Below are 25,560 nucleotides of genomic sequence, written 5' to 3' on the forward strand. Positions count from 1 at the left end.
CGCCATGCAAGAGTCAAACAATTCATCTTCCGAATACTCGCAAAAATTTCGCAATCTTCAGACAGAATTACGCGAACGTTGGCGAGCGATAGAAGAATTTGACAGCGGAGATTGTGACATTATTATCATTCCTTCTCTCAGCTTAGATCAGCAAGAAATGCAGAAAGTTGAGGGTGCTTACCACTACGAAGAGCGGCATTTATTTTCATTGATTCGCCTGCGAAATCCCCGCACGCGCTTAATTTACATTACCTCCGAGCCGCTGCACCCCATGATTGTGGATTATTACCTGCAATTGCTCCCAGGCATTCCATTTTCTCACGCGCGCGATCGGCTTTTGCTGTTCTCGGCTTACGATGCTTCGGCGAAATCCCTCACGCAGAAAATTTTAGAGCGTCCCCGCTTGATGGAGCGCATCCGTCAAGCAGTGCGGCCGACAAAATCTTATATGGTTTGTTACAACTCGACGCCGTTAGAACGCGAGTTATCTGTTAAATTGGGAATTCCTTTGTGGGCGAGCGATCCCGATCTGTTATACTGGGGAACAAAAAGCGGCAGCAGGCAAATTTTTAAAGAATGTGGCGTGCCTTATCCTGACGGTTCCGAGTTGGTTTGGAATGCGGAAGATTTAGCGGAAGCTGCAGCTCTCTTGTGGGAAAGGCAGCCGCATTTGCAGCGGATCGTAATTAAGTTAAATGAAGGTTTTTCGGGGGAAGGAAATGCAATTTTAGATCTAAAACCGATCGCAGGTAAAGCACCTGAAGAAAGAGTTAAAGCAATTGGCGATCGCTTCCAGAATTTGCGCTTTCAAGCAACAGGCGAAACCTGGGAAAATTTCAGCAGCCGCATTCCCGAATTAGGGGCAATTGCCGAAGCATTTATCGAAGGAGAAGAAAAGCTATCGCCCAGCGTTCAAGGTCGAATTGTCCCCAGCGGCGAAGTAGAAATCCTCTCCACCCACGACCAGATTTTAGGAGGCCCGGACGGTCAAATTTTCTTGGGTTGCCGATTTCCGGCGGATGAATCCTATCGGCTGGCGCTGCAAGAATTGGGATGGAAAGTTGGGAAAAATTTAGCTGAAAAAGGTGCTTTAGAGCGATTTGGAGTCGATTATGTTGCCGTGCGACAAGATGACGGGAAATGGGACATTCAAGCAATAGAAATTAACTTGCGGAAAGGAGGTACAACTCATCCGTTTATGGCTTTGAAGCTGTTAACAAACGGTCGTTACGAGCGAACTACGGGATTGTTTTACAGCCAGCAGGGCCGTCCGAAATATTATGTGGCTTCGGACAATTTGAAAAAGGAGCGGTATCGGGGATTGTTGCCGAACGATTTGATGGATATTATTGCTGACAATCAACTGCATTTTGACAGCGGTACTGAGACGGGGAGTGTGTTTCATTTAATGGGCTGTTTGTCGGAGTTTGGCAAACTCGGATTGACGAGTATCGGCAATTCGCAGCAAGAAGCAGAGGAGATGTATAACAAGGTTGTGAAAGTGCTCGATCGCGAAACTTCATTCAGTTGACAGTTGACAGTTGAGAGGTAAGTCGATTTCAGGTTTTCCATTTGAGATTTACGGGCGAGAAACTCGGTTTCTACGAGTTTTGCTTTTGCGTTTGATAGGGAGAAATTTAGGAATAAACCGGGTTTCTGAGGTCACAAAGTTGTGAAAGCGATCGATCGCGAAACGTCATACTAAATCTGGTTTGACCGTTGATTAGTTGGTCGTGGGAAATGGTTAATCGGTAATTTAAGCTGACAACCGCAGGTTTTAAGCTGCCCAATTCGAGGTGGTAGCTAATTTTTAGCGGGATAAAGCGGCGTGGGATCGATCGAGCCTGTGCGGTTGAGAGGCCAAAAACGGACGATCGCCCTACCGATGATATTTTGCCTGGGTACAAAGCCCCAATAATGGCTGTCACAGCTTGCGTTGCGGTTGTCGCCGAGCACCAAGTAAGAATTTTGAGATACAACTACAGGCCCGTAGGGATACTGCGGAATTTCTTCAATATATTTTTCCTGTAGCGGCTGCTTGTTGATAAAAACTTTTCCCTCTTTGACTTCCACAGTGTCGCCCGGGAGTCCGATCACTCGCTTGATGTAGGCATCTTTGATCGGCGGCGGCTGTCCCGTGCACAAACTCGCCGGATCTGGGGGCATAAACACGATAATATCTCCTCGCTGGGGGTCTTGGAGTCGATAGCTCACCTTGTCTATAATTAATCGATCGTTAATTTGCAAGGTTGGGAGCATCGAGCCGGTGGGAATGTAGCGAGCTTCCGCCACCAGGGTGCGGATGCCAAAGGCCAAGAATGCTGCTAAGCCGATCGTCTTAATTCCTTCTATCCAAGGATTTTCGGTATCTTGCGGGGGTTTTTGGTCGGCTGACTTGTCTAGACGAGTCATAATTATTTAAGTCACTGGGCTGGATACAAATTATAGACTTAAGTCGGAGTTTTTTGATGAAATCTGCAAAATCTGCGCCCCAGAGGTGAGTTTTTGTACTATCTGGTCGAGTAAGGTGCGGACGGCGCACCCTAAAAATTACAATTTTTAGGAAATATAGTTATATTTCTTACTATTTTCAAAACTCTTTTGAGGATAAAATTTTTCCAGGTTTCCACGTACACTCCTCACTTAATTATAGCTTATGCAGACGACATCAAGTTTGTTAATCCGCCGCGCTCGCGTTCTTTTGCCCGACGGCGAGTTTTTGGTAGGGGACGTGCAAATTAGCAATGGCAAAATTGTTCGGGTTGCTCCTGAAATTGCCTTGGAGGGCGATCGCGAAATAGATGCGATCGGCTTAACTCTGTTACCCGGAGTAATTGACCCGCAGGTACACTTCCGCGAACCGGGTTTAGAACACAAGGAAGACTTGTTTACCGCTAGCTGCGCGTGCGCTAAGGGCGGCGTGACATCGTTTTTGGAAATGCCGAATACGCGACCCCTAACCACAACTCAAGCGGCCTTAGATGATAAACTGCGCCGCGCTGCTGACAAGTGTTTGGTCAATTACGGCTTTTTTATTGGGGCGACGCCGGAGAATTTGCCGGATTTGTTGGATGCGAATCCGACTCCGGGGATTAAGGTGTTTATGGGTTCGATGCACGGACAGTTGTTGGTGGATGGAGAGGAAAATTTAGAGCGAGTTTTTGCGGCAGGCGATCGATTAATTGCAGTACACGCCGAAGACCAAGCTAGAATTAATCAGAGACGCCAGGAATTTGCCGGAATTTCCGAGGTCGCGATTCACTCACAAATTCAAGACAACCAAGCAGCCTTGTTAGCAACTAAACTAGCCTTAAAACTTTCAAATAAATATCAGCGCCGATTGCACATCCTGCATCTTTCAACAGGCGACGAAGCTGAGTTATTGCGGCAGGAAAAACCGAGTTGGGTAACGGCCGAAGTAACGCCTCAGCATTTACTGTTAAATACCAGCGCCTATCAGAAAATTGGCAGTTTAGCCCAGATGAATCCGCCATTGCGCGAGCCCCGCGATAACGAAATACTTTGGCAAGCTTTATTAGACGGCGTAATTGATTTTATCGCCACCGATCACGCGCCGCACACCTTAGCAGAAAAAGCTCAAGAGTATCCGAATACGCCGTCGGGAATGCCCGGAGTAGAAACTTCTTTGCCTTTGATGCTGACGCAAGCAGTGCAGGGAAAGTGTACGGTGGCGCAAGTTGCTAATTGGATGTCTGCGGCAGTTGCTAAGGCTTATAAGATTCCGAATAAAGGGGCGATCGCTCCTGGTTTCGATGCTGATTTAGTATTGGTAGATTTGGAAAAATACCGCCCGGTGGTCGGAGCAGAAATGGCGAGCAAGTGCGGCTGGAGTTCCTTTGAAGGTTGGAATTTGACGGGATGGCCTGTTGTGACGGTTGTGGGAGGAAAAGTTGTTTTTGAGAACGGCAAATTAGATACAAATGTCAGGGGTGAAGCCTTGAGATTTGACGCTGAGTAATCTCTGTATAATTAAACAAAGGTTTGTAGTTGCGCTGGGGCGAAGACAGCGCAACTACAAACCTCAAACACTGCCAGCAAAAGTTGTGCTAAAATTATCAGCATATATTACCTGACAAGCGAGGCTATATTATATATGCTCCCAGAATTAAAAACACAACTTCTTGCCTTAACTCCAACAGAGAAATCTGAAGCAATACGGCTGTTAACCCAAAGTTTAAGCAATAGCTGGCCGGGAATTACGAAGACTCCCGGAGTTTGTGGTGGCGATGCTTGTATTGCCAAAACTAGGATTCCAGTTTGGGGATTGGTAGAGTCTCGCCGTCTGGGTATAACTGAATCAGAACTGCTAAATGACTATCCTCATATTAGCGCCGCCGACTTAGTGAATGCTTGGAGTTACGCTAATGCAAATCTTGATGAAATTGAAGCAGCCATCAAAAAAAATGAGGAAGCTTGAACTATGGCGCGTATTTATGCGGACGAACATTTTCCGGGCATAGTTAGCGAATTCTTGCGAACGGTGGGCCACGATGTGTTAACAGTTCAAGAAGCAGGCAATGCAAATCTGGGAATTCCCGATCCAGAGGTGCTAGAGTTTGCTGCGAGTAACGATCGAGCTGTTTTGACATTAAATAGGTTTGATTTCATGGGACTGCACAAACATCAGCCAAACCATGCGGGTATTATTGTTGGTAAAGATGACAGAGATAGAAATCGGTTGGCAATACGCATCAATGAGACTATTTCAATGGAAGAAACTTTGAGGGGCAAATTGATTCGAGTCAACCAGTTGCCGCAGTAAGTACGCGCTGTAGCTATCCCTCGGGGTGAATCGCCCTTTCTCAATTTTCCCATTGCCAATCAAATAAATCGCCATTCCCCATCACTTCAACTTGCCGCTCGTTATCTAGATAACTCAAAGAAATTTACAAATAAATCTCTGGTTGATACTGTCTCCAGGACAGAAGCCCAAAATCGTGCTAAACTTATCAAAGTATATTCCCTTATTCTGAAGGCGATATTACCTATGCTCCCAGAATTAAAAACACAACTTCTTGCCTTAACTCCGACCGAGAAATCTGAAGCAATACGGCTGTTAACCCAAAGTTTAAGCAATAGCTGGCCGGGAATTACGAAGACTCCCGGAGTTTGTGGCGGCGATGCTTGTATTGCCAAAACTAGATTACCCGTTTGGCTGTTCGTGAGTTTGCGAAGTCAAGGTGCAACGGATGCTGAAATTCTGCAATTTTATCCTTATTTGAATGCTATAAACTTAGTCAACGTTTGGACTTACGCTGAGGAAAATGCAGAAGAAATTGAAACAGCACTCCGAGAAGAAGCAGCAGCAATGATGCAGGAAGTATAATTTATGGCACGTCTTTATGCAGATGAACAGTTCCCGTTTCCTGTTGTGGCACGGCTGCGAAATTTAGGTCGCGATGCCCTGACTATTCAAGAGGCAGGAAATGCTGGAGATGATGACCCCGAAGTATTAGCCTTTGCTGCGAATAACGATCGCGCGGTGATGACGCAAAATCGCCGGCATTTCATACGCTTGCACGCCGAACAACCCAACCATTCGGGTATTATCGTATGTACAGACGATAAAAATCTCGAAAGGTTGGCAACACGCATTAATGATGCTATTGCTGGTGAAGAAACTTTGAGGGGTAAATTGATTCGAGTCAACCGCCCACCGCAGTAAGTTCGTGCCGTAGCTATCCCTCTTCAAGAATCGCACGCGCTCAATTTTCCCATTGCCAATCCAATAACTCTCCATTCCCAATCACTTCAATTTGCCGCCCGTTATCGAGATAACTCAAAGAAATTTGCAAAGAATTCTCGGGTTTGTAGGGCAATCTTTGGGCCCATTCGATCGCCACAATTCCCAAATCCCTTTCTAATCCGTCCCAATAACTCTCTAAGTGCAAAGCCTCCGCTTCTTCGGGCTCCAGTCGATACAAGTCTAGATGGTACAGCGGAATCCGCCCTGCAAAATACTCGTTAATTAGGGTGAAAGTAGGACTTTCAATAGATTCTTGAATCCCCAAACCTTCGGCGATACCTTGCACTAAGGTGGTTTTGCCGGCACCTAAATCTCCTTGTAACAAGATTACAGTGCCGGCGGGGATCGATCGACCTAATGACACGCCCAACTTGCGCGTAGCTTCAGCATCTGGAAGAGAAAGTATCATCTTAGTCATTAGTCATTAGTTATTAGTCATTAGTCAGTAGTCAGTAGTCAGTAGTCATTAGTTAACGGTTAACGGTTAACGGTTAACTGTCAACTGTCAACTGTCAACTGTCAACTGTCAACTGTCAACTGTCAGCAGCTTAAATATTCTGGGCGCGGCCGTACCAGCGCAGCAACATCCCCGCCAACCTTTGAGAATTGTGGCGAATTAAACCAGTATTTTTATCTTCATCCATCACGTTTGCGATGACAATTCGCCGCCCCAATTGCGTTATGGCTTCGCGATCGAGTACAACTGGATAGGAATTCTCCTGAGAATAGCGGATTAAAGATTTTGCAGATGGGACTTTTCCTTGAACTACTACAGCATCGAACAGGGGGCGGCCGCAAGCCCGATCGATCGCCCGAATGTGATCTGCAACGCTGTATCCGTCAGTTTCCCCCGGCTGAGTCATAATATTGCACACATAAATGCGCGGAACTTGACTATTGGCGATCGCATCAGCAATTTCCTTCACCAACAAATTCGGAATCACGCTCGTATAAAGACTCCCCGGCCCAATAATAATAAAATCCGCTTCTTGTAATGCTTCAACCGCCCTCGGTAAAGCCGGAGGATTAGCAGGAGTGCAGCCAATTTTGACGATTTTTCCGTTAGCTTCGGTGATGCTGGACTCCCCCTCAATCCTCCTGCCGTCAGACAGTTCTGCCCACAAAGAAACGTCGCTCAGAGTAGCCGGCAGCACTTCCCCCCTCACTGCTAAAACTTTAGAACTGGCGGCGATCGCCTGTTCCAAATCTCCAGCAATATCGCTCATCGCCGTCAAAAACAAATTCCCAAAACTGTGACCAACCAAACCGTCACCGGCTTGAAATCGATATTGAAATAACTCAGTTAATAACTTTTCCTCATCTGCCAAAGCCGCCAAACAATTGCGAATATCCCCCGGTGGCAATACCCCAATTTCCCGCCGCAGCCGCCCGGAAGACCCGCCGTCATCAGCCACCGTGACAATAGCAGTGATTTTGGCACTGTAATCCTTCAATCCCCTAAGCAAATGAGAAAGGCCCGTACCCCCTCCAATTGCGACAATTTTCGGGCCGCGGTGCAAGCGCCGGTGGTTGAGGAGTCGATCGACCAATTCCTCATTCCCTTCCGGCATCAGCACTTGAGTAATCGAGTTCAAACTGCGAGTTTGTCCCCACAGAATTAACAAAATCCCGCCAGCAATCACGATCGGGCCAGAGACGTAATTGGGAATAACTTCCGCAATCCAGGTCAAAAAATTTCTCAACAATTGCAACAGGAAAAAGATCGGAGTCATCCCAGTCCAAATCGCTAAACCCAAAGTGGCAAGTACCACACCGCTAGCACTGATCAGCAGCCACCGTTTCACCAACAGTCCGGGGGCCAACCACTTAAACCACTGGTGAACTCGCCCGTTCCGCAAAGAGGGAGGGTAAGGATTTCTGGATTGGGCAAAAACCTGCTTAGCTTTAGCCAAGTGCTTAGCTTTAGCCAAGACGCGCAGGGCTTTAGGAAATGAACTAATTGACATGGTTAATTAGTCTTAAGGGTATTGGAACAGCTCGATGTGACATATTTACCATACAAGAGAGTTTTGATTCGGGCAGTCAATTTAAGCCATTAGTCATTAGCTAGACTGATGACTGAGGACTGATAACTTATTGATAACATCTTATGGCTGAGCCGCTAATCGAACTCAAGGGGGTAAGTAAGTCCTTCGGGCAGAACCCAATCCTCGATCGAGTCGATCTGAGGATTTATCGGGGAGAAGCCCTGGCAATTATTGGCCCTTCCGGGACGGGGAAATCTACAATTTTGCGGATAATTGCAGGTTTGTTGGCCCCGGATGCGGGCGAGGTTTTCGTTCAGGGACAGCGGCGGATGGGATGGGTGGACGACGTGGCAGATCCGATCGGGATTGGGATGGTGTTTCAGCAAGCGGCTTTGTTTGATTCGCTCACGGTGGAGGAGAATGTCGGTTTTTTACTGTACCAGCATTCTAATCTGCCGCGCCGCCAGATTCGGGAATTGGTGGAGGAAAAGTTGGAGATGGTGGGTTTACCCGGAATTGGCGAACGCTATCCGGCGCAGTTGTCTGGGGGAATGCGGAAGCGGGTAAGTTTTGCCCGCGCCATCATGGCGAATCCCGATAATGCGAGGGACAATCCTGAGGTTTTGCTGTACGACGAACCGACGGCGGGTTTAGATCCCATCGCTTCGACGGTAATTGAAGATTTAATCCGCGACTTGCAGGCGGCCCAAGGGGTTTGCAGCACTTATGCGATTGTCACTCACCAAGACAGTACCATTCGCCGGACTGCCGATCGCATCGTGTTTCTCTATCGAGGCAAAGTGCAGTGGGAGGGAACTGTCAGCGACATTGCATCGACAGATAATTTGTTAATTAAACAATTTTTTAGCGGCAGCGTTACTGGCCCTATTCAAGTGATTGGATAGTCAGCCAATTTTAGATTTTTGATTTTAGATTTTAGAATTGAAATGACTAATGACTAATGACGCTCGGAGGCAATATGCGATCGCGAACTGTAAGAGAAGGTTCTGTCGGGTTCTTAATTTTAGTAGGAATCGGTTTATTTGGCGGCTTAGTCCTCTGGCTGCGGGGCGTGCAGCTAGGGAACCGCAGCTACAAATTCGCCGTAGAATTTGCCAGCGCCCAAGGAATGCAAATAGGAACGCCCGTCAGGTATCGCGGCGTCGCCGTCGGTAAAATTACCGCCCTCAAAGCCAGCGCCAACGGCGTAGACGTGATGCTGGAGATAGCCCCCGGTACTTTAGTGATGCCCCGGGATGTGGCGATCGAAGCGAATAAATCGGGTTTAATTGGCGAATCGTCGATCGACATTACCCCCAACTCAATTTTGCCAGAATCGTTACTTACCGCCAATCCCATTAGTGCCGACTGTCCCCCTGAAATTATCTGCAAAAATTCCCGCTTAAAAGGTCAAGCAGGAGTCAGTATCGACGAACTAATTCGCTCCACAGTCCGCCTAGCTAATTTATACACTGACCCCGCCCTGTTCAACAATATTAAATCAATTTCCGAGAATACAGCCAACACAGCCAAAGGTGCAGCTAAACTCACTCAAGATTTATCGGCTTTAACTCAAACAGCCCAAGCCGAAATCAAAAATTTGAATCAATCAGTCAGGGGAGATGTTGGCAACTTAAGTCAATCAGTAAAAACCGAATTAGCCAGTTTAAATCAATCATTAAAAGGAGAAGCCAACAGTTTGAATCAATCTTTAAAGGGTGAAGTGGCAAGTTTAAATCAATCATTAAAAGGAGAAGCGAGCAGTTTAAATCAATCGCTAAAAGGGGAAATATCAGGAGTCGCCGCAGATGTTTCTAAAGTAGCCGCCACGGCGGACACTTCCACAAAAGCCGTATCGGCAGCCGCTATAAATTCTGCTAATTCAGTAACTCAAGCAGCCAATCAAATTACCTTAACAGCCAACCAACTCAATTCTTTAGTAGCAACCAACCGCGCCAGTTTAGTCTCAACCCTGAATAACATCAATCAAAGCAGTCAGGAACTGAGGGTAGCTGTCAGCAGTTTAAGTCCGACAATTAATCGAATCAACCAAGGACAATTGCTGAACAATTTAGAAGTTTTATCAGCAAATGCGGCCCAAGCTTCTGGTAATTTGCGAGATTTATCCAGCCAAGTAAACAATCCCGCCACTTTGCTCTTACTCCAGCAAACTCTAGATTCAGCACGAGCTACATTTCAGAACGTGCAGAAAATCACTTCCGACGTGGATGAATTGACAGGAGATCCGGCTTTCCGCAACAACATTCGCAGGTTGTTTAACGGACTGGGAGGCTTGTTGGGTTCGACCGAACAACTGCGGCAGCAAGTTAAAGTCGCTCAAACATTAGCGCCCCTTTCTGAGAAAGTAAATGCGAGTAAAACTGCGGGAAATCAATCAGTAGAGCCCAAATTTCCCAGCTTGCACAAAAAAGAAAAATTGCCTGTTATTCCTTCTCAAACTGCAAGGTCAGCAGAATTAGTTGCTCCCGAAAATAATCCTTAAAATATGGTATCATTGAATCACCGTAATTATTGCAAGATTCGCGAGTTACTCTAGTTGGGTTCGGTGCGCAGTGCGCAACCCGGTATTAAATATTTTGTGCAGATGCTATTGAAAAAACCTTTTAGCCGAAACAACAAAAACCAATGACCCAAACATTATCGAAACCGCCCGAAACCAAAACCAAGTATACTATCACTTGGGAAAAATTGCCAGACGACTTTAAATTACCCGACGAGCCCGTGGAAAACATCGACCAACCACTTTTAGCCGCCGCCCTGCGAGAAGCCTTGGATCTGGCAGGATTTATCCTAGCTTCAATGCTGATAGCTTCCAATTTTGGACTCTGTGCGAAAGTCAACGACAAAACAGTAGTAAAAGCACCAGATTGGGTGTACGTTCCCTCGGTATTGCCACCAGAACCAGGAGAAGTTCGCCGCAGTTACACGCGCACTGCTGAGGGAGAAGTTCCGGCAGTAGTGATGGAATTTTTATCGGATATGGACGGCAGTGAATATTCAAATAAACCGACATATCCTTACGGCAAGTGGCGGTTTTACGAGCGAATTTTACAAGTACCAGTTTATGTAATTTTTGAGCCAAAATCGGGAGTTTTGGAAGTGTACAAACTATCTGAATCGGGAGAGTACGAACTGCAAGAACCGGATGCTAATCAGCGATTTTGGATAGAATCAATGGGTTTATTTCTGGGGGTTTGGGAAGGTGAAAAATCTCAGAGAAGGGGTTATTGGTTGCGCTGGTGGGATGAGAATGGCAATTTGTTGCTTTGGGGTGCCGAACGGGTGGAACAGGAACAACAGCGGGCCGATGAGGAACAACAGCGGGCCGATGAGGAACGCCAGCGGGCCGATGAGGAACGCCAACGGGCCGATGAGGAACGCCAGCGGGCCGATCGCCTAATGGCATACTTGATCGGTCAGGGTATCGATCCTGATGCCATTTGAAGGTCGATCGATTTTAGATTTTAGATTTTAGATTTTAGATTTTAGAATTGGGAATCAAGGAGCGAGAGCGATCGATTTTAGATTTTACATTAGGAATAAAGGAGCGATATCCATGACTGCAACAACATTAGAAGACAAATTAGATCGGCAGTTGCTATTTCCCGGATTAAGCTGGGAACAATTCAAAACCTTAGAACCGATGCTGGATATTCCCGGAGTTCGGCTGTCATTTTTAGATGGGATACTGGAGATTCAGAGAATGCCTGGAAGAAAACAGGAAATAGGGAAAGAACGAATTGGTGCTTTACTGGAAACATATTTACTGAAAGCAGGAATCGATTTCACTCCAACGGGTTCGTTGACTTTAGAAAATGAATCGGAACGAGTGAAGTGTGAAGCAGACAAATCTTACGAATTGGGTGCTGACAGAGAACGTCCAGATTTGGCTATTGAAGTAGTCGTCACTAGCGGCGGAATTGATAAGCTGGAGGCTTACAAACGCCTGCAAATCCCCGAAGTCTGGTTTTGGGAAAACAGCCGACTGTCTCTGTATGCTCTGGGACAGGAAGGATACGAACAGATTGGGAGTTCTCAATTGCTCCCAGAACTCGATATTGATTTACTTGTCAGGTGTGTTAATATGACCAGTCATGTTGAGGCAGTTAAGGAATTCAAAAGGGCGATCGATCGGGATTTGTAGTCAAAAATAGATAATACATATCCCCTACTTCTTAAACAAGTCGGGTATCTAGCAACGATCCAACGTTGTTGATGAAGTACACCCCGATCGCGATCGCTCCCCGTAGGCAGTTACCCTGGATCGTGTCCCTATAAGAGCTGGAACTCCTAAACTTCAGTGTATTCTTTGCCTTTTTGAGACTCTAACCAACGTTGATAAGCTTCCTTGTCTCCTCGAAAGGAATCGACAGAAACTTGACGTTCTGGCATGGGTTTGAGGGGAGCATCAATTGGCGAATATTGGCAATAGCAGATTACTACCATATCAAATTCCCCGATCGGAATATCGGGAGTATAAGTCTCAACCCGCGCAACTTCCCAATCGCCTGTGCGATAATGAGTGCTGTAACCGTGTCTATCTGGATCGTGTTCTGTTTCCACACGAACAAACTCTGGGGGACGATAGCCAACTTCAGGAATTGGGCCATCAGAAGAGTCAAAGTGTTCAGCTAGAATGCGAGTCAATGATTGAGTGTGCTGTAGTTTTCTATCTTTCCACCCAGGAGTTCTAGGTTCTGCTCTGAAAATAATGTATTTATGCATCGTCGTCCTCACTTTCTGTGTCGTAGAATGATTTAGGAAACTCTGTTTTGCCTCGGAAAACACAATCGACTTCTAGACCATTTATATCAGTCTCCTCAATGTCAATTAGTTTCCAACCATATTTTCTTTGCATCTCATAGCAACAAGCTTCGTCGGCCGCTCCATGCCGAGACTTATCTTCGTCTGGATCGTAACGCAACCAGTTTGGATTATTTGGCATAATTGTATTGCTCCCTGTGTTGGGTTGACAACATTGGAGAAGTCGTCTGGACTCGGTATTTGCGGTACTGCGTCCGGGCGCGTCTTTGCAAAATTATAGGATAATTCAGTCCAGGACCCACTCCGACCAAAGAAACCGGGTTTTTTACCGAATCTGCCGATCGCAGTGAAGTATTCTCGTAAAAAAACCCGGTTTCTGACCACCCGTGCGTCTAGGACTATAATTGTTACAAGCTCGGCCCGCTTCTGAACCCAACAATTGGTTGAATTTGCTTGACAAATATCATTTAATATGGTTCCTAGTTTTAAGCAAAAATTTTAAATGGCGAAGGGCGATCGATTTGCGAGCAAAGTTGGGCATTATAAGGAGAGGTGACTAGGAAGTCAGGAGGATAAGAGATTGGCAATGGATGACGCTCAGCTTGAAAAACAATATGGAAAAGTCCGCGTGCAGCGGATGCAGCGGTCTAAGCGGATACAGCAAATATTGGTGCTAGTGTCAATGGTATCGTTTGCTGGCTCGACCGTGTTTGGTCTTGGTAAACTATTTAGTCGTCCTCCGGCTCAGCAGCAACCTGCTAATGTGGCGGTGGCTCAAGAGTCGGAATTGGCGGCCAAGGAGCGGGGATATGAGTTAGTGTTAAAGCGGGAGCCGGAAAATCAGACGGCTTTGGAAGGGTTGGTAAATGTGCGGTTGGAAATGAAGAATGGAAAGGGGGCGATCGAACCTCTGGAGAAGTTGGTGAGGTTGCATCCTGAGAGAGCGGATTATCAGGGGTTGTTGCGGCAGTTGAACTCGCAGGGTGAGGGGAAGAAGTAGTGCAAGTAGGGGCGAACGCTAGGTTTCTGCTTTTGAGGCTAATAGTGCTAGTTAGGTGTAAATCCTATGAATGACCTAGAGCAAAGCAGCTTTTCTTTCTCTACAGAAATCAAGGAGCAATTGCTAGTAAAAAGGCTTGTTTCTTCAGGCATGACTGTGTTTGATGTAGGAGCAAATATTGGCAACTATTCAATTTTTCTAAGTCAACTTGTTGGCAGTTCTGGGAAAGTGTACTCATTTGAACCTACTTCAAGTACGTTCAGGCAATTATTGCGTCGCTTTCAAGAATTTAATTGCTCTAATATCTATGCTTTTCAAAAAGCTATTTTCTCGGAAAATAAGCAAATAGAATTCAATGAATTCCCAGAAGAATACTCATCTTGGAATAGCCTGGGTTTTCCCAAAATGATTGATCCTGAAAATCACGCAGCCTATGTACCTATTGTTCATACAGAAATAGTTGAAGCAATGACTCTCGATCGCTTTTGTCAGCAAAACAAAATAGAAACTATTCATTATTTAAAAATAGATGTAGAAGGAGCTGAAAGTGATGTTTTAAAAGGAGCAGTAGAACTTCTCAAAAGAAAAGCAATTCATTTTATCCAGTTTGAAATTTCTCAAAAAATGTTAGAGGGTTTGAGCCGTAAAGCTAAAGATACTTTTGACGTACTGAGTGAAAATGGATATGAGGCTCATCAAATTCAGAGCGATGGCAGCATTGGTGACATCGCGACCGATTCGCAATCTTTTTATGAAAATTATGTCGCTTTTCCTTCACTGGCGACAGAACTATCAAATGTAATAGATAATATTTATAACTGCGTAAAAGCGTATCGGCAAGAACCTACTCAAATTTCGATTAATAACCTTCAGCAAGCACGTCAACAATTTGCAGAACTGTTGCTTAATTTATCCGCAGATCAACTAGAAATTAATTATTTTTTTAAAATAGGAAAAATTTATGAAATGTTCCTGAATAGTGAAATAAAGCGTGAAAATTTCCCGAAAAACGAACTAGCATTTTTTGATTAAATAATCCTATGATAAATAAAGTTTTAAATTAGTAGTGCTAAGAGATGGTAGTTATTACGTTAAACAAGGAAACAAAAAATGTTTTGGGATGATATCAAGCTAGTAACAGAACAAGTACAAAAATATGGACTCAGAAAACCTTTTGTAGATTTAGGTGGACTGGAAAAACCTACGATTGCTGATTATGACTTAACGATTAAAACAGGAGACCAGTCTGCTAGATATGTCGGTTTGAGGCAAAGACCTTTTGACCATATAGATCCAAGTTATTTAATTTTAAATCCTGAAAAGGGCGATCCCGGAATAGAGGCTCTACCTAAAAAATACATCAATTTCTTCGGGACGGCTGTCTGCCTCAATGTCATTGAACACATAGAAAATCCCCTTGAGGTATTTCGTGCTTTTTACGAAATAATGAAGCCCAATGGTTTATTAGTAATCTCAACTGTATTTTTATTCCCCTACCATCCATCTCCTCGTGACTACTGGCGTTATTCACCAGAGGGTTTGCGCTTTTTGAGTAAAGAAGCGGGCTTTACAGTATTAGAGTGTGATTGGAGGCTTTCTATTCCGGCTAGTGCAGGAATATTGGATATTCATACTCTAAAACCTCAAGAAATAATTTCAGTTTTTGTCACTTTAACTAAAGGAGAATTCGCCACTTCAACAGGGGGAACTTATTCCCTGCCACAGCGTGAATCTCGAAATGAAATAGCTAATAGATTAATTGAAATAGAAAAAATTGCTGCTAAAATCTCCAATTATGTGGAACAAACGCGAACATCTTTAGATAGTGATTCAACAATTGCGGGTATGCAAAAAAGTCGCAGGCAAATAGCAGATGTGTTGCTGAATTTGCCTGTAGAGCATTTGCAAAATATTTACTTATCTGAACTAGCGAAGATTTCTCAAAAGTTAGTTTCCAGCGCTATTAAAGAGCAACCCCTGACAGAAAATGAAAGAATTTTTGTTGAAGAAATCCTAGAGCAACAACGCCAATGTTATTCACTTCCTGAATGGGAGTATATTCCAGAAAAATGGGCTAAAAACAATTTAAAAGTTAAGGGTTGGAATGTAGAAAGTATTTTAGAAATCCGCAAAGCAAATTGGTCAAAATTTCGGGAATTGCTTCAGATGGCTCAACCTGTAGCAAACAACTATGGAACTCACAACACCTACATGGCTTATGCCTATGTGTTAGCTTTGACGGCTCAGAGAAAGGAGCGCATTTCTATACTCGATTGGGGAGGGGGTCTAGGAGAGTATTACCTACTCAGTAAAGCTTTATTGCCTGATGTAAAAATTGACTATCACTGCAAAGAGGTGTCTGTGCTTTGCGAAGCGGGTCGTGAACTTTTGCCAGAAGCCAGGTTTTATGAGGATGAGAGCGAGTGCTTCAAACAAAGTTACGATTTAGTCGTGGCAAGTTCATCTCTGCAATACTCTGAAAATTGGCAGAGAGTCCTAAGTCAGTTAGAGGCGGTGAGCCGTTCATATCTTTACATAACTCGTCTCCCAATTGTCCACAAAGCAGCTTCTTTTGTCGTCTTACAAAGACCCTATCAATATGGATACGGAACAGAATATTTGGGTTGGTTTTTGAATCGAGGAGAGTTTTTGAATTACATGAATAGGGGGAAAATGGAATTAGTGCGGGAATTTATAATTGCAGAGGGGTTTCCAGTGCCAGGAGCACCGGAGCCTGGAGAAGGTAGAGGGTTTTTGTTTCGTCCGCGAGGCACAGCAAAATGATTGACGCATTTTTTAAAGAACGGAAGGTTTTGATCACGGGTGGATTAGGTTTTATTGGCAGTAATCTAGCCAGACGTTTGGTAGGAATAGGGGCGGAAGTGTTGGTGGTAGATAGCCTTATCCCTGAATACGGTGGCAATATCTTCAACATCGCTGGTATTGAAGACAAAATAAAAGTCAATATCTCCGATGTTCGCGATGAATACAGTATGCGCTATTTAGTGCAAGGGCAAGATTATTTATTCAACTTAGCTGGGCAAACCAGCCATTTGGATTCGATGCACGACCCCTATACTGACTTGGAGATTAACTGCCGAGCGCAACTGTCCATTTTAGAAGCTTGCCGCAAATATAACCCCGATATTCAGGTAGTTTTTGCCAGTACCAGGCAGCTTTACGGCAAGCCTGATTATTTGCCCGTAGATGAAAAGCACCTACTGCGCCCCGTAGATGTCAATGGCATCAATAAAATGGCTGGAGAATGGTATCATATTCTTTATAACAATGTTTACGGCATTCGCTCCTGCGCTCTGCGGTTAACCAACACCTACGGTTCCCGGATGCGAGTAAAAGATGCTCGTCAAACCTTCTTAGGCATCTGGATTCGCTTGCTAGTTGAAAGCAAACCTTTTGAAGTTTGGGGAGGTGAGCAATTGCGAGATTTTACCTATGTAGATGATGCTGTAGATGCCATGCTAATAGTAGCGGCTAGTGAGGAAGCCAAAGGGCAAGCTTTTAATCTGGGCGGCGATTGCGTGATTAGCCTGAAGGATACAGCAGAATTGTTGATTAAAGCCAATGGGGGCGGAGAATTCACAGTTCGTTCTTTTCCAGCGGAACGCAAACTGATTGATATCGGGGATTACTATGCAGACGATAGATTGATTCGCGAACTGTTGGGATGGAAACCCAAAGTTTCTTTACTAGAAGGACTAAGCCGGACGATCGCTTTTTATCGGGAAAATCTACCGCATTATTTATGAATTATGGTCAACGAAACCGTCATTTTCCAATCCAATCCCAAAGCTAATTACCAGGCTCACAAGGCGGAAATTGATGCAGCGATTCACCGAGTGCTAGACAGCGGGTGGTACATTCTCGGTCGAGAAGTTGAAGCTTTCGAGCAAGAATTCGCTGCTTATATTAGCGCGAGTCATTGCATAGGAGTTGCTAACGGCACAGATGCTCTAGAAATAGCGCTGCGTGCCTGTGGCATTGGCAGCGGGGATGCTGTGATTACAGTATCTCATACTGCGGTAGCAACAGTTGCAGCGATAGAATTAACGGGGGCGACGCCTGTACTCGTGGACGTTGACCCAGTTACTTTCACAATGGATGCGAATTATTTAGAGGAAGCGATCGCGCAAACGCGCCAAAACTCATCTCTGGGTAATCTTAAAGCTATTATCCCCGTTCACCTCTACGGCCATCCAGCGGATATGCCAGCAATTGTAGAGATTGCCCGCCGCCACGAGTTGTATGTGATTGAAGACTGCGCTCAATCTCACGGCGCAACAATTGAGGGGCGCAAAACAGGCATCTGGGGAGACTTAGGGACTTTTAGTTTCTACCCAACAAAAAACCTGGGAGCTTTGGGAGATGGCGGTGCTGTCGTCACGAATCATGCTCCATTAGCAGAAAAAGTGCGGAGTTTACAACAATATGGCTGGCGTGAGCGCTATATCAGCGATATTCCCGGCATGAATACCCGCTTAGATGAGCTGCAAGCAGCGATTTTGCGCGTGAAGCTAGCGCACCTTGATGAAGAGAATTACCGGAGGCAGCAAGTTGCTAACCACATCTATGATACTTTGCTTTTCAATACCCCTCTGAAACGGCCCCAAAAATCTGGGAATATCGATCATGTATACCATCAATATGTTGTGCGTGACAAAGAGAGGGATGACCTCAGAGCCTTTTTGAAAGATAATTCAATTGGCACTTTGATTCACTACCCATTGCCAGTTCACTTACAACCTGCTTATCAGGGGAGGGTAGCGGTCGCTGGCATGGGACTAGAAGTGACAGAACAAATAGGACGGGAGATTTTGAGCTTACCGATGTATCCTCAATTAAGCGATGAGCAGGTTCAGCAGGTGAGTAAAAAGATTACTGTGTGGTATCAAAAAATAGCGGAAAAAGCCTAATGTACTACTATTGCAGTTATTTCGACCATCGCTATCTGCCAAGAGGACTGGCACTTTATCGCTCATTGAAGCAGCATTGTCCCGAATTTAAATGGTGGGTGTTGTGCTTAAGCAAAACTTGTTATGACGTTCTTTCTGAGTTGGCTCTACCAGATATCCACTTGATAGCTCTCGAAGAATTTGAGCGGGGGGATGAAGCCCTGATCGCTGCCAAGCAAAACCGCACCCTGGTTGAATATTACTTCACCTGTACTCCGTCTTTACCCTTATTCATCTTCAGAAATTACCCCGAAGTCGATTTAATCACTTATCTTGACTCCGACCTTTTCTTTTATTCTAGTGTAGAACCAATTTATGAAGAACTGGGTAAGCAATCGGTCGGAATTATTGAACACCGTTTCTCACCAGAACGCCTCGACTTAAAAGTATTTGGAACTTACAATGTGGGGTGGGAGTCGTTTCGACGCGACGAAAATGGTTTAAGCTGTCTGCAATGGTGGCGGGAACGATGTATTGAATGGTGTTACGATCGACCAGAAGGCGATCGCTTTGCCGACCAAAAATACTTAGATGACTGGCCAACTCGTTTTCCGGGCGTGGTAGTCTTGCAACACAAGGGAGCCAACGTAGCTCATTGGAATACTAACAATTACCAAATTTATGGTGAGGGAAATCGGGTGTGGATAGATGAGAAACCTCTCATATTTTTCCACTTTCACGGGTTTAATCATTACAAGCAGGAGTTTGAGCTTTTTGGTCTTAACCCAGCTTTTAAAGTAAAACGATTTAGCGATCGAGTCATTTTTCGAGATATTTATGGTCCCTATCTTCAGACTCTAAGAGAAATAGCAAAAGAAGTTTCACCACTTTTGCCAGAAGTTTCTATTCAAAGCACTATTAGAGGGATAGCAATTCCTGCTATTTCCGCCAATAATAGTTGAATAGAAACCGCAGCAGAAACCGAGTAAAGTTAAATAATGATGAGAGTTGCCCATGACCGACTGGCAGTTAAAAACTCCTGTATGCTTAATTATATTTAAGCGCCCTGATACCACTGCAAAGGTATTTGAAGCAATTAGCAAAGTCAAACCTCCTAAACTATTGGTAATTGCTGATGGTCCACGCCCAGATAAATTGGGTGAATCGGAGAAGTGTGAAGCTACCCGTCAAATTATTGAGGGCGTAGATTGGGATTGCGAAGTCTTGAAAAATTACTCTGACGTAAACCTCGGCTTGAAGCATCGCGTGGCGAGCGGCTTAGATTGGGTATTTGAAACAGTAGAAGAAGCTATCATTCTCGAAGATGACTGTTTGCCAGACGCAACATTTTTTCGATTTTGCGAGGAACTCCTCGAATACTACCGCCACAACCCGCAAATTATGGTGATAGCAGGCACAAATTTTTTATTTGGATGGAAACCAAATAATGATAGTTACTATTTCACTCGCTACATCGACTGCTGGGGATGGGCCACTTGGAGGCGTGCTTGGCAACACTTTGACTTTGAAATGAAGCAATGGCCAGAATGTAGAGATCGGAACTGGCTAGCAGAATTTTTACAAGATTATCAAGTGGCAGAACGGTGGACACAAACATTTCAGGCTACTTATGATGGGTACATTAATTCCTGGGCTTTTCGCTGGAAATTAGCTTGCTGGCTACAAAATGGTTTCACAATTATTCCTGAAATTAATTTAGTTTCTAATATAGGATTTGATAATCCTGATTCTACAAATACAATCACTGTGGACAGCTTATTAGCTAATACGCTGGTACAGACCCTAGAATTTCCTTTAAGGCATCCTTTGTCTATCAGCCGTGACCCTCAAGTAGATGAATTCATTCAAAAAATTGTTTTTAGTGGAGATTCATCATACTTGCGAAGTAAAATGGCTAATGTGTGGTTGAATTTAACTAGGGAGGAACTGGAGGATATCCCCCAGCAGGATATTATAATAAGAATTCTCTCTTCTTGCACGATTGGCCAAGCTATCACAAAGAAAGAAAAAAGTTTTGTACAGGAGTTAATGGTAAATATGTCTACTGAATTGAATGAGACAAAAGCTATTCAGAATTTACTGGTAGCGATGCTATACATCTATCCCCATCAGTTACCGTTGCAGTATGACCTCTCCCGAATTCCCCAGTGGCTACTTAACAATTATATAAAATTTCTCTTAGAATCTCCCATTTTCTTTAAAGAAATGGGTGAATCAGAGGAATATTCTCACCACTTGCGAAAAGTAATCAATACTCTCCACACCTACATTTTTAGCAACCCCACGGCAACAAATTCCCAAGAACTAGCTCTCCTTTTAACCCTGAATGTCAAGTTTTTTATGGATTTTAGTCCAGAAAATTTGAAGGAAATTTACAAAAAACGAGCAGAAATCATGGAATTTTCTTTGACGACCCAGGGGTATCAACTAGAGTATGATTTTCCCGAACGAATACCAGCTAGGAGTAAAATCCGCTTGGGTATTATTGTGACTAACTTTGAGCCGAATCCAGAGACATTTGCCACTTTGTCAGTTTATAAACACTTAAATAGAGATTTATTTGAAATAATTCTCTATTCTACCCAAGCTAGTGGACACCGGATTGAAAGGTACTGTTCAGGCCATGCTGATGCTGCAGTACAACTTCCTGAAGACCTGTATAATCAGGTGAAGACTATCCGCGATGACGACCTCGATCTCATTTTCATTGCTTCCGATATAACATCACAAACCAATTTAATTACATTGCTTTCCTTGCATCGTTTGGCACGAGTTCAAGTAGTCGGCATGAACTCAACTGCGACTACTGGTATGAGTAATGTTGATTACTTTATCTCAGGTAAACTGACTGAGGTAGAAAATTGCGCTCAAGAACACTATACAGAGACATTAGTGATGGTGGAAGGGCCGTCTCAGTGCTTCGATTTTGCCACTGAAGAGCAACTCCTAGTGACAACAAGTATTAGCCGAGAAAGTTTAGGAATTGCTCAGAATGCTGTAGTTTACATTTCGGGGGTTAATTTTGACAAAATTCTTCCAGAAGTACAAGCAGCTTGGGCGCAAATCCTTGCTAGGGTGCCTAACTCTATTCTCGTGTTATATTTCTTGAATCATCACAGTAAACTTAACTCTTCAGAAAAAGCGTTTAAAGACCGTTTTTTGCAGGTGCTAGGGAAGCACGGTTTAAATGAAAATCAGTTAAGATTCCTTGAGCCATTACCGAATCGTGCTGATATTAAGGAATGTTTAAAAAATGCTGATATATATTTAGATTCTTACCCCTCCTCTGGCATGGCTTCGCTGATCGATCCGTTGGAGGCTGGTTTGGCAACGGTTGTCAAGGAAGGAGAATCTGCTCGTTATCGCCTGGGAGCTTCGCTGTTACGAGAACTCGAAGTAACTAACTTAATCGCTAATAGCGAAGAAGCCTATATTCAGCTAGCAGTTGCTTTGGCACTTAACTCACAGTTGCGGGGAAAAACGAGTGAGCAAATCAAGGAAAAAATGCAGAGAAAGCCTAGATTTTTAGACAGCCGCTCTTACTCGGCTCAAATGGATGCGCTATTCCAACAGTTCTTTAGCAACTACCAGGCAAATGCTCTCACTAAAAATTTGGGGTTAAGAGAAGTTAACCTGCTTATATTTCCAGATTGGAGTCAATCAGAAGAATCACTGTATGAGCAATTGGGTGCTGTCCTGATTGCGATCGCAACTCACCCAGAAAAAAGTAAAATAACTCTCCTAATAGACAACAGCAACATTTCTGAAGAAGATGCCCACCTGCTTTTATCCAGCGTTGCGATGAACCTTTTGATGGAAGAAGATTTAGATGTTTCTGAGGGGCCGGAAATTTCACTAATTGGACAGTTAAGTGAAATCCAGTGGGAAGCTTTAATCCCCCGGCTTCATGGGAAAATTGGATTAGAGCATGAGAATAAAGAGGCGATCGCTCATGCAAAAGCAGAGAAGATAGCCTTATTTAAATTAGACAGGTTAAAAATATAAAATTCAATCCTCTGTTTCCGGTGATATCGCATTTAATTCCGCTTCAACTACTCAAATGTATTTGTGCAACAAGGTGTTCCACAAATTGTATCAAATCCGGTAGCATCGGACTTATATGCGCGGGGGCGGGTTTACTATATTGTCTATTATGGGCAATTATTGCTGGTGAACCCGCCCCTTGTATCTTAAAAGAATGAGTTAGTCGATCGCCACGCCATTGATTTGATCGTAGCGACAATCAGGCGATCGAGCCGATCATCAGGCGATCGCTAGCAAAGTGAATCTAAAGAAACAAGGAAAGTTTCGTACAAATGGTTCTGTAACAGCAGAAAGTGTTGTTCAAGGACATCAGAAATCGGTGAAGTTGGCCCGCCCCTTAGACTAAACTAACAATATTCAAGGGTTTGAGAGTTTACATAACTGGCTTCAACAACAAAATGTAGTCGCGCTCCATAATTCCTGGCATTGGCGATTTAACCGCGCACATAGGAGCCAAATATGCCTAAATATACGATGCTATAGCGCTTTTGCAGATCGGGCAATAGATTTTTCAGGGTAGTTTTGATCTCACTAAGAGTTTTCATACTAGGTCATATTATGTAGGATAATTTTAATCTTAACTTGTCATATAGCAGTCCTAAGTTTTAATGTGAAAATCGTGCCGTATTTTCTTGCTGAACCCTAGCTTCATAACTGAAATAGGATTGCTATAGCTGACAAATTTATGTTCAGGTAATTAACGATTTTTGTCCACATATATCTGCCACATCTGCTCGTAAGCTTTTTCCATCTCTCGCGTAAACTGCTTAGCATTCCACAGCGGAGCCGTTTGTCGTGACTGTCGCAGTTTCCAGGATATTTGCTGCCGCAAAACAGGATCTTTCCCTAACCGAATACCCCATTCTACATACTCTTCATCAGTCCAAGCAATCCCTTCGGAAATACCAGCATTCATCATCATGGTGTAGCTGTTGCGGCTAGCAAATTGCTGCCCTACGCGGGTTACTATAGGAACACCCATCCACAGCGTCTCCATTGTAGTTGTAGCTCCGTTGTAGGGGTAAGTATCTAATACTACGTCAGCTATGCCTAAATTAGCGCGGTGGACTTGCTCTGAAGGAGCAGAGGGTAAAAATCTTAGACGTTCTGCCCTTACTCCCTCAGATTCTGCAATTTGAAGAAAGAAGTTTTTTAGAGATTCTTGATCGGCTACTCCTTTCACTAAAAAATAGCTATTGGGAACTCCTTTAATAATTTGCATTTGCAGCCTTGCTGTATCGGGGTGATATTTGTACCCCCTCTGAGCAGTAAGATAAATAACAGCATCAGTAGGAATATCCAATTGATCGCGCCGGAGATTAGGTACACTTACCTCAAAACCATCTACAGCTATATAGGTTTGAGGCAAACGCCAGATTTTTTCTGTATAGTAATCCTGGGCAGATTCCGGTAAAACATAAGGATCTGCAATAAAATAATCAACAGCAGGAATCTCGGAGGCATCCCAACCTAACCAAGTTACTTGTATTGGTGCTGGTTTCATTGCTATTGCCTCGCAAGTGGTATTCAGCGTTAAACTATCGAGATCTATCAAGATGTCAATTTCATCTTCATAAATTTTTTCAGCAGCTTCTTGACCACTGAGTCCTAATTTGCAAGCCTTAGAAACCTGACCCACAAACCATTCTTGTAATGGATTATAACTCCCTAAATAGCTCATAAAGTAACCATTAATCTCAAAACGCTCTCGATCGTGGTACTGAAATACCCATCGTGCTAACCAACCTACAGAATGAGTCCACAGGCAGTGGGAGATATATCCAATTTTCAAACGCCTTGTAGAAACATCTGTTTTGATTAACCTAGAATTCCACTGGCGACACCGATCTACCTTTTCTTTCAGAGATGTTTCGATTTTTGACTGTACTAATCGAGCTACTTGACTGCGAATTTTTAAATTTTCCTCAAGTCGATCTTGAAAATAAGGAAAGAAAAAAACCGATATAAATAATCGCAGCGCTGATGTCTCCGATAGCTCATTAATATATAGCTTATTAATATTTTGTTCTTCGATCAAAGAAGCTAGCATGGACTTCTGCAATTCAAAAGCTAAGCAAAATTCATTCCAGTAGCCACCGGCACCCATCAAGCCGCGCATAATTAGCAAGTTAGCATAAATTTTATTTACTAACTTATCTTCAAGTGAAAAGTATAATTTAGCCGTTTCTATTCCCTTCGTATATTCATGGCTATCTTGATAAAAAGAAGCCAACACCGATAAAAGTTCTAGATGTTTAGGAAGAAACTTTAAACCTAGTTCGGTAAAACTGGCAGCCAAATCAAATCGCTTAAATGAGTAACCAAGCTTATAGACAAATGGGAGTATTAACTCTTCTAAAATTGATGTATCGTCTTTAACATACACCAGAGCTGTTTCGGCAAAATCGAAATATGAAGGGTGAAACGGTGCCAAATCTAAAACATTTTTCAGGACTTGTATTAATAGCTCAGTATCCACTTCTACTACTTCCGACTTGAGCAGTTCAAGGATATTCAGCTCATGCAACATTTCTCCCTGGTATGTTTTGAGCAAAGTGGACAGCCCGATTAAATGTAACAAGTTATTAACTCCTTCTGGGTTAATTTCCCGTATATGCTGCCGGATTGCCCATGCTATGCAATAGTCTTGTTCCTTTGTTCCCTGTAATCGTCGTCGCTCTGCTTCTGTTTCCAATACCTCTATCAGTTCTTCTGTCCACTTTTCTATGTCTTCTGGCTCTCCATTTGCCATTGCCACGAGCCATGTTGTCTGAGCTTCACTTTCTTGGCCCTGCAATAGAAAAATCAGACCTAAGTGCCAGTAGTAGGAGTTAACATTAGGCTCTTGTAAAATCGCCTCTTCGTAAAGTTTCGCTGCTTGATAATAGTTGTCTGAAAAAATATATTGATCGGCTTGCTGCTGCCATCCGGCAACTAATGAATCACTAGAAGTCATAAACTATTCAAGGAATTTTTATTTAAATTTTAAAGCGGGTAGCGCTTTTTGCTACCCGCTTATGCAAGACTATTAAGTAGGATGAGTGA

At 43.8% G+C, this 25,560-nt stretch carries 23 protein-coding genes; 17 read left to right on the plus strand and 6 right to left on the minus strand.

The features are described from left to right. Positions 1 to 4: 4 nt before the first annotated feature. Positions 5 to 1,531 (plus strand): peptide ligase PGM1-related protein, encoded by a 1,527-nt coding sequence (locus QUB63_RS27135; RefSeq protein WP_332948468.1) that lies wholly within the window; start codon positions 5 to 7, stop codon positions 1,529 to 1,531. Positions 1,532 to 1,803: 272 nt separating this feature from the next. Here the strand turns inward: QUB63_RS27135 and lepB are convergent, their stop codons facing one another. Then, entirely contained in the window at positions 1,804 to 2,412 is a 609-nt protein-coding gene (gene lepB / locus QUB63_RS27140) for a signal peptidase I (protein ID WP_332948469.1), read from the minus strand. A gap of 244 nt (positions 2,413 to 2,656) precedes the next feature. Between lepB and QUB63_RS27145 the strand changes: the two genes are divergently transcribed. From QUB63_RS27145 to QUB63_RS27165, 5 genes are all read left to right on the plus strand, one after another. After that, positions 2,657 to 3,979: a dihydroorotase gene (locus tag QUB63_RS27145; RefSeq protein WP_332948470.1), complete on the plus strand. Its 1,323-nt coding sequence runs from the start codon at positions 2,657 to 2,659 to the stop codon at positions 3,977 to 3,979. A 135-nt stretch (positions 3,980 to 4,114) separates the two neighbouring features. Next, entirely contained in the window at positions 4,115 to 4,438 is a 324-nt protein-coding gene (locus tag QUB63_RS27150) for a DUF433 domain-containing protein (protein ID WP_332948471.1), read from the plus strand. A gap of 3 nt (positions 4,439 to 4,441) precedes the next feature. Next, positions 4,442 to 4,783, plus strand: a complete 342-nt coding sequence (locus QUB63_RS27155; RefSeq protein ID WP_332948472.1) for a DUF5615 family PIN-like protein — start codon at positions 4,442 to 4,444, stop codon at positions 4,781 to 4,783. 225 nt (positions 4,784 to 5,008) lie between these two features. Continuing rightward, positions 5,009 to 5,347, plus strand: a complete 339-nt coding sequence (locus QUB63_RS27160) for a DUF433 domain-containing protein (RefSeq protein ID WP_332948473.1) — start codon at positions 5,009 to 5,011, stop codon at positions 5,345 to 5,347. 3 nt (positions 5,348 to 5,350) lie between these two features. Further along, positions 5,351 to 5,686: a DUF5615 family PIN-like protein gene (locus QUB63_RS27165; RefSeq protein WP_332948474.1), complete on the plus strand. Its 336-nt coding sequence runs from the start codon at positions 5,351 to 5,353 to the stop codon at positions 5,684 to 5,686. Positions 5,687 to 5,726: 40 nt separating this feature from the next. Here QUB63_RS27165 and tsaE read toward each other — a convergent pair whose 3' ends face one another. Both tsaE and QUB63_RS27175 read right to left on the minus strand, forming a co-directional pair. Further along, the gene (tsaE, locus tag QUB63_RS27170) at positions 5,727 to 6,176 is read right to left on the minus strand and encodes a tRNA (adenosine(37)-N6)-threonylcarbamoyltransferase complex ATPase subunit type 1 TsaE (RefSeq protein ID WP_332948521.1); all 450 of its coding nucleotides are present in this window, start codon (positions 6,174 to 6,176) and stop codon (positions 5,727 to 5,729) included. Positions 6,177 to 6,315: 139 nt separating this feature from the next. Next, positions 6,316 to 7,734 carry a gluconeogenesis factor YvcK family protein gene (locus QUB63_RS27175; protein ID WP_332948475.1) on the minus strand — a complete coding sequence of 473 codons (1,419 nt, stop codon included), beginning with the start codon at positions 7,732 to 7,734 and terminating at the stop codon, positions 6,316 to 6,318. Positions 7,735 to 7,877: 143 nt separating this feature from the next. Here QUB63_RS27175 and QUB63_RS27180 point away from each other — a divergent pair, with 143 nt between their 5' ends. The 4 genes from QUB63_RS27180 to QUB63_RS27195 all read left to right on the plus strand — a co-directional run bounded on the left by QUB63_RS27180 (position 7,878) and on the right by QUB63_RS27195 (position 11,920). Continuing rightward, a complete protein-coding gene (locus QUB63_RS27180; RefSeq protein WP_332948476.1) occupies positions 7,878 to 8,660 on the plus strand; it encodes an ABC transporter ATP-binding protein in 783 nt (260 codons plus the stop codon). Between the two features lie 56 nt (positions 8,661 to 8,716). Beyond that, positions 8,717 to 10,258 carry an MlaD family protein gene (locus QUB63_RS27185; protein ID WP_332948477.1) on the plus strand — a complete coding sequence of 514 codons (1,542 nt, stop codon included), beginning with the start codon at positions 8,717 to 8,719 and terminating at the stop codon, positions 10,256 to 10,258. Between the two features lie 143 nt (positions 10,259 to 10,401). After that, positions 10,402 to 11,220, plus strand: coding sequence for a Uma2 family endonuclease (locus QUB63_RS27190; protein ID WP_332948478.1), 819 nt, complete (start codon positions 10,402 to 10,404; stop codon positions 11,218 to 11,220). A gap of 112 nt (positions 11,221 to 11,332) precedes the next feature. Further along, positions 11,333 to 11,920, plus strand: coding sequence for a Uma2 family endonuclease (locus QUB63_RS27195; RefSeq protein ID WP_332948479.1), 588 nt, complete (start codon positions 11,333 to 11,335; stop codon positions 11,918 to 11,920). A gap of 146 nt (positions 11,921 to 12,066) precedes the next feature. On the opposite strand, the gene QUB63_RS27200 is transcribed toward QUB63_RS27195, so the two are convergent. Both QUB63_RS27200 and QUB63_RS27205 read right to left on the minus strand, forming a co-directional pair. Next, positions 12,067 to 12,501 (minus strand): hypothetical protein, encoded by a 435-nt coding sequence (locus tag QUB63_RS27200; protein ID WP_332948480.1) that lies wholly within the window; start codon positions 12,499 to 12,501, stop codon positions 12,067 to 12,069. Further along, a complete protein-coding gene (locus QUB63_RS27205) occupies positions 12,494 to 12,721 on the minus strand; it encodes a hypothetical protein (protein WP_332948481.1) in 228 nt (75 codons plus the stop codon). Before QUB63_RS27205 ends, QUB63_RS27200 begins: the two co-directional genes overlap by 8 nt. Before the next feature lie 405 nt (positions 12,722 to 13,126). Here QUB63_RS27205 and QUB63_RS27210 point away from each other — a divergent pair, with 405 nt between their 5' ends. The 7 genes from QUB63_RS27210 (at position 13,127) to QUB63_RS27240 (ending at position 22,476) form a co-directional block, all read left to right on the plus strand. After that, positions 13,127 to 13,540, plus strand: a complete 414-nt coding sequence (locus QUB63_RS27210) for a tetratricopeptide repeat protein (RefSeq protein ID WP_332948482.1) — start codon at positions 13,127 to 13,129, stop codon at positions 13,538 to 13,540. Between the two features lie 66 nt (positions 13,541 to 13,606). Continuing rightward, positions 13,607 to 14,572 (plus strand): FkbM family methyltransferase, encoded by a 966-nt coding sequence (locus QUB63_RS27215; protein ID WP_332948483.1) that lies wholly within the window; start codon positions 13,607 to 13,609, stop codon positions 14,570 to 14,572. A gap of 78 nt (positions 14,573 to 14,650) precedes the next feature. After that, a complete protein-coding gene (locus QUB63_RS27220; protein ID WP_332948484.1) occupies positions 14,651 to 16,324 on the plus strand; it encodes a methyltransferase, TIGR04325 family in 1,674 nt (557 codons plus the stop codon). Beyond that, positions 16,321 to 17,307: an NAD-dependent epimerase/dehydratase family protein gene (locus QUB63_RS27225; protein WP_332948485.1), complete on the plus strand. Its 987-nt coding sequence runs from the start codon at positions 16,321 to 16,323 to the stop codon at positions 17,305 to 17,307. Before QUB63_RS27220 ends, QUB63_RS27225 begins: the two co-directional genes overlap by 4 nt. Before the next feature lie 3 nt (positions 17,308 to 17,310). Continuing rightward, the gene (locus tag QUB63_RS27230; RefSeq protein WP_332948486.1) at positions 17,311 to 18,471 is read left to right on the plus strand and encodes a DegT/DnrJ/EryC1/StrS family aminotransferase; all 1,161 of its coding nucleotides are present in this window, start codon (positions 17,311 to 17,313) and stop codon (positions 18,469 to 18,471) included. Then, complete coding sequence (locus tag QUB63_RS27235; RefSeq protein ID WP_332948487.1) at positions 18,471 to 19,412, plus strand: hypothetical protein; 942 nt, start codon at positions 18,471 to 18,473, stop codon at positions 19,410 to 19,412. The genes QUB63_RS27230 and QUB63_RS27235 overlap by 1 nt, the downstream gene beginning before the upstream one ends. 439 nt (positions 19,413 to 19,851) lie before the next feature. Further along, positions 19,852 to 22,476, plus strand: coding sequence for an O-linked N-acetylglucosamine transferase, SPINDLY family protein (locus tag QUB63_RS27240; RefSeq protein WP_332948488.1), 2,625 nt, complete (start codon positions 19,852 to 19,854; stop codon positions 22,474 to 22,476). Positions 22,477 to 23,212: 736 nt separating this feature from the next. Here the strand turns inward: QUB63_RS27240 and QUB63_RS27245 are convergent. Further along, the gene (locus tag QUB63_RS27245) at positions 23,213 to 25,471 is read right to left on the minus strand and encodes an O-linked N-acetylglucosamine transferase, SPINDLY family protein (RefSeq protein WP_332948489.1); all 2,259 of its coding nucleotides are present in this window, start codon (positions 25,469 to 25,471) and stop codon (positions 23,213 to 23,215) included. Positions 25,472 to 25,560 lie beyond the last annotated feature (89 nt).

Source organism: Microcoleus sp. ARI1-B5 (assembly GCF_036705795.1).
GTDB lineage: Bacteria > Cyanobacteriota > Cyanobacteriia > Cyanobacteriales > Microcoleaceae > Microcoleus.

Coding starts and splice junctions, on each gene's coding strand:
- QUB63_RS27190 (WP_332948478.1), top strand. CDS start 10,402: ATGACCCAAACATTATCGAAACCGCCCGAAACCAAAACCAAGTATACT.
- QUB63_RS27155 (WP_332948472.1), top strand. CDS start 4,442: ATGGCGCGTATTTATGCGGACGAACATTTTCCGGGCATAGTTAGCGAA.
- QUB63_RS27185 (WP_332948477.1), top strand. CDS start 8,717: ATGACGCTCGGAGGCAATATGCGATCGCGAACTGTAAGAGAAGGTTCT.
- QUB63_RS27205 (WP_332948481.1), bottom strand. CDS start 12,721: ATGCCAAATAATCCAAACTGGTTGCGTTACGATCCAGACGAAGATAAG.
- QUB63_RS27145 (WP_332948470.1), top strand. CDS start 2,657: ATGCAGACGACATCAAGTTTGTTAATCCGCCGCGCTCGCGTTCTTTTG.
- QUB63_RS27180 (WP_332948476.1), top strand. CDS start 7,878: ATGGCTGAGCCGCTAATCGAACTCAAGGGGGTAAGTAAGTCCTTCGGG.
- QUB63_RS27175 (WP_332948475.1), bottom strand. CDS start 7,734: ATGTCAATTAGTTCATTTCCTAAAGCCCTGCGCGTCTTGGCTAAAGCT.
- QUB63_RS27195 (WP_332948479.1), top strand. CDS start 11,333: ATGACTGCAACAACATTAGAAGACAAATTAGATCGGCAGTTGCTATTT.
- QUB63_RS27165 (WP_332948474.1), top strand. CDS start 5,351: ATGGCACGTCTTTATGCAGATGAACAGTTCCCGTTTCCTGTTGTGGCA.
- QUB63_RS27235 (WP_332948487.1), top strand. CDS start 18,471: ATGTACTACTATTGCAGTTATTTCGACCATCGCTATCTGCCAAGAGGA.
- QUB63_RS27225 (WP_332948485.1), top strand. CDS start 16,321: ATGATTGACGCATTTTTTAAAGAACGGAAGGTTTTGATCACGGGTGGA.
- QUB63_RS27160 (WP_332948473.1), top strand. CDS start 5,009: ATGCTCCCAGAATTAAAAACACAACTTCTTGCCTTAACTCCGACCGAG.
- lepB (WP_332948469.1), bottom strand. CDS start 2,412: ATGACTCGTCTAGACAAGTCAGCCGACCAAAAACCCCCGCAAGATACC.
- QUB63_RS27210 (WP_332948482.1), top strand. CDS start 13,127: ATGGATGACGCTCAGCTTGAAAAACAATATGGAAAAGTCCGCGTGCAG.
- QUB63_RS27245 (WP_332948489.1), bottom strand. CDS start 25,471: ATGACTTCTAGTGATTCATTAGTTGCCGGATGGCAGCAGCAAGCCGAT.
- QUB63_RS27230 (WP_332948486.1), top strand. CDS start 17,311: ATGGTCAACGAAACCGTCATTTTCCAATCCAATCCCAAAGCTAATTAC.
- QUB63_RS27240 (WP_332948488.1), top strand. CDS start 19,852: ATGGTGATAGCAGGCACAAATTTTTTATTTGGATGGAAACCAAATAAT.
- QUB63_RS27215 (WP_332948483.1), top strand. CDS start 13,607: ATGAATGACCTAGAGCAAAGCAGCTTTTCTTTCTCTACAGAAATCAAG.
- QUB63_RS27135 (WP_332948468.1), top strand. CDS start 5: ATGCAAGAGTCAAACAATTCATCTTCCGAATACTCGCAAAAATTTCGC.
- tsaE (WP_332948521.1), bottom strand. CDS start 6,176: ATGATACTTTCTCTTCCAGATGCTGAAGCTACGCGCAAGTTGGGCGTG.
- QUB63_RS27200 (WP_332948480.1), bottom strand. CDS start 12,501: ATGCATAAATACATTATTTTCAGAGCAGAACCTAGAACTCCTGGGTGG.
- QUB63_RS27220 (WP_332948484.1), top strand. CDS start 14,651: ATGTTTTGGGATGATATCAAGCTAGTAACAGAACAAGTACAAAAATAT.
- QUB63_RS27150 (WP_332948471.1), top strand. CDS start 4,115: ATGCTCCCAGAATTAAAAACACAACTTCTTGCCTTAACTCCAACAGAG.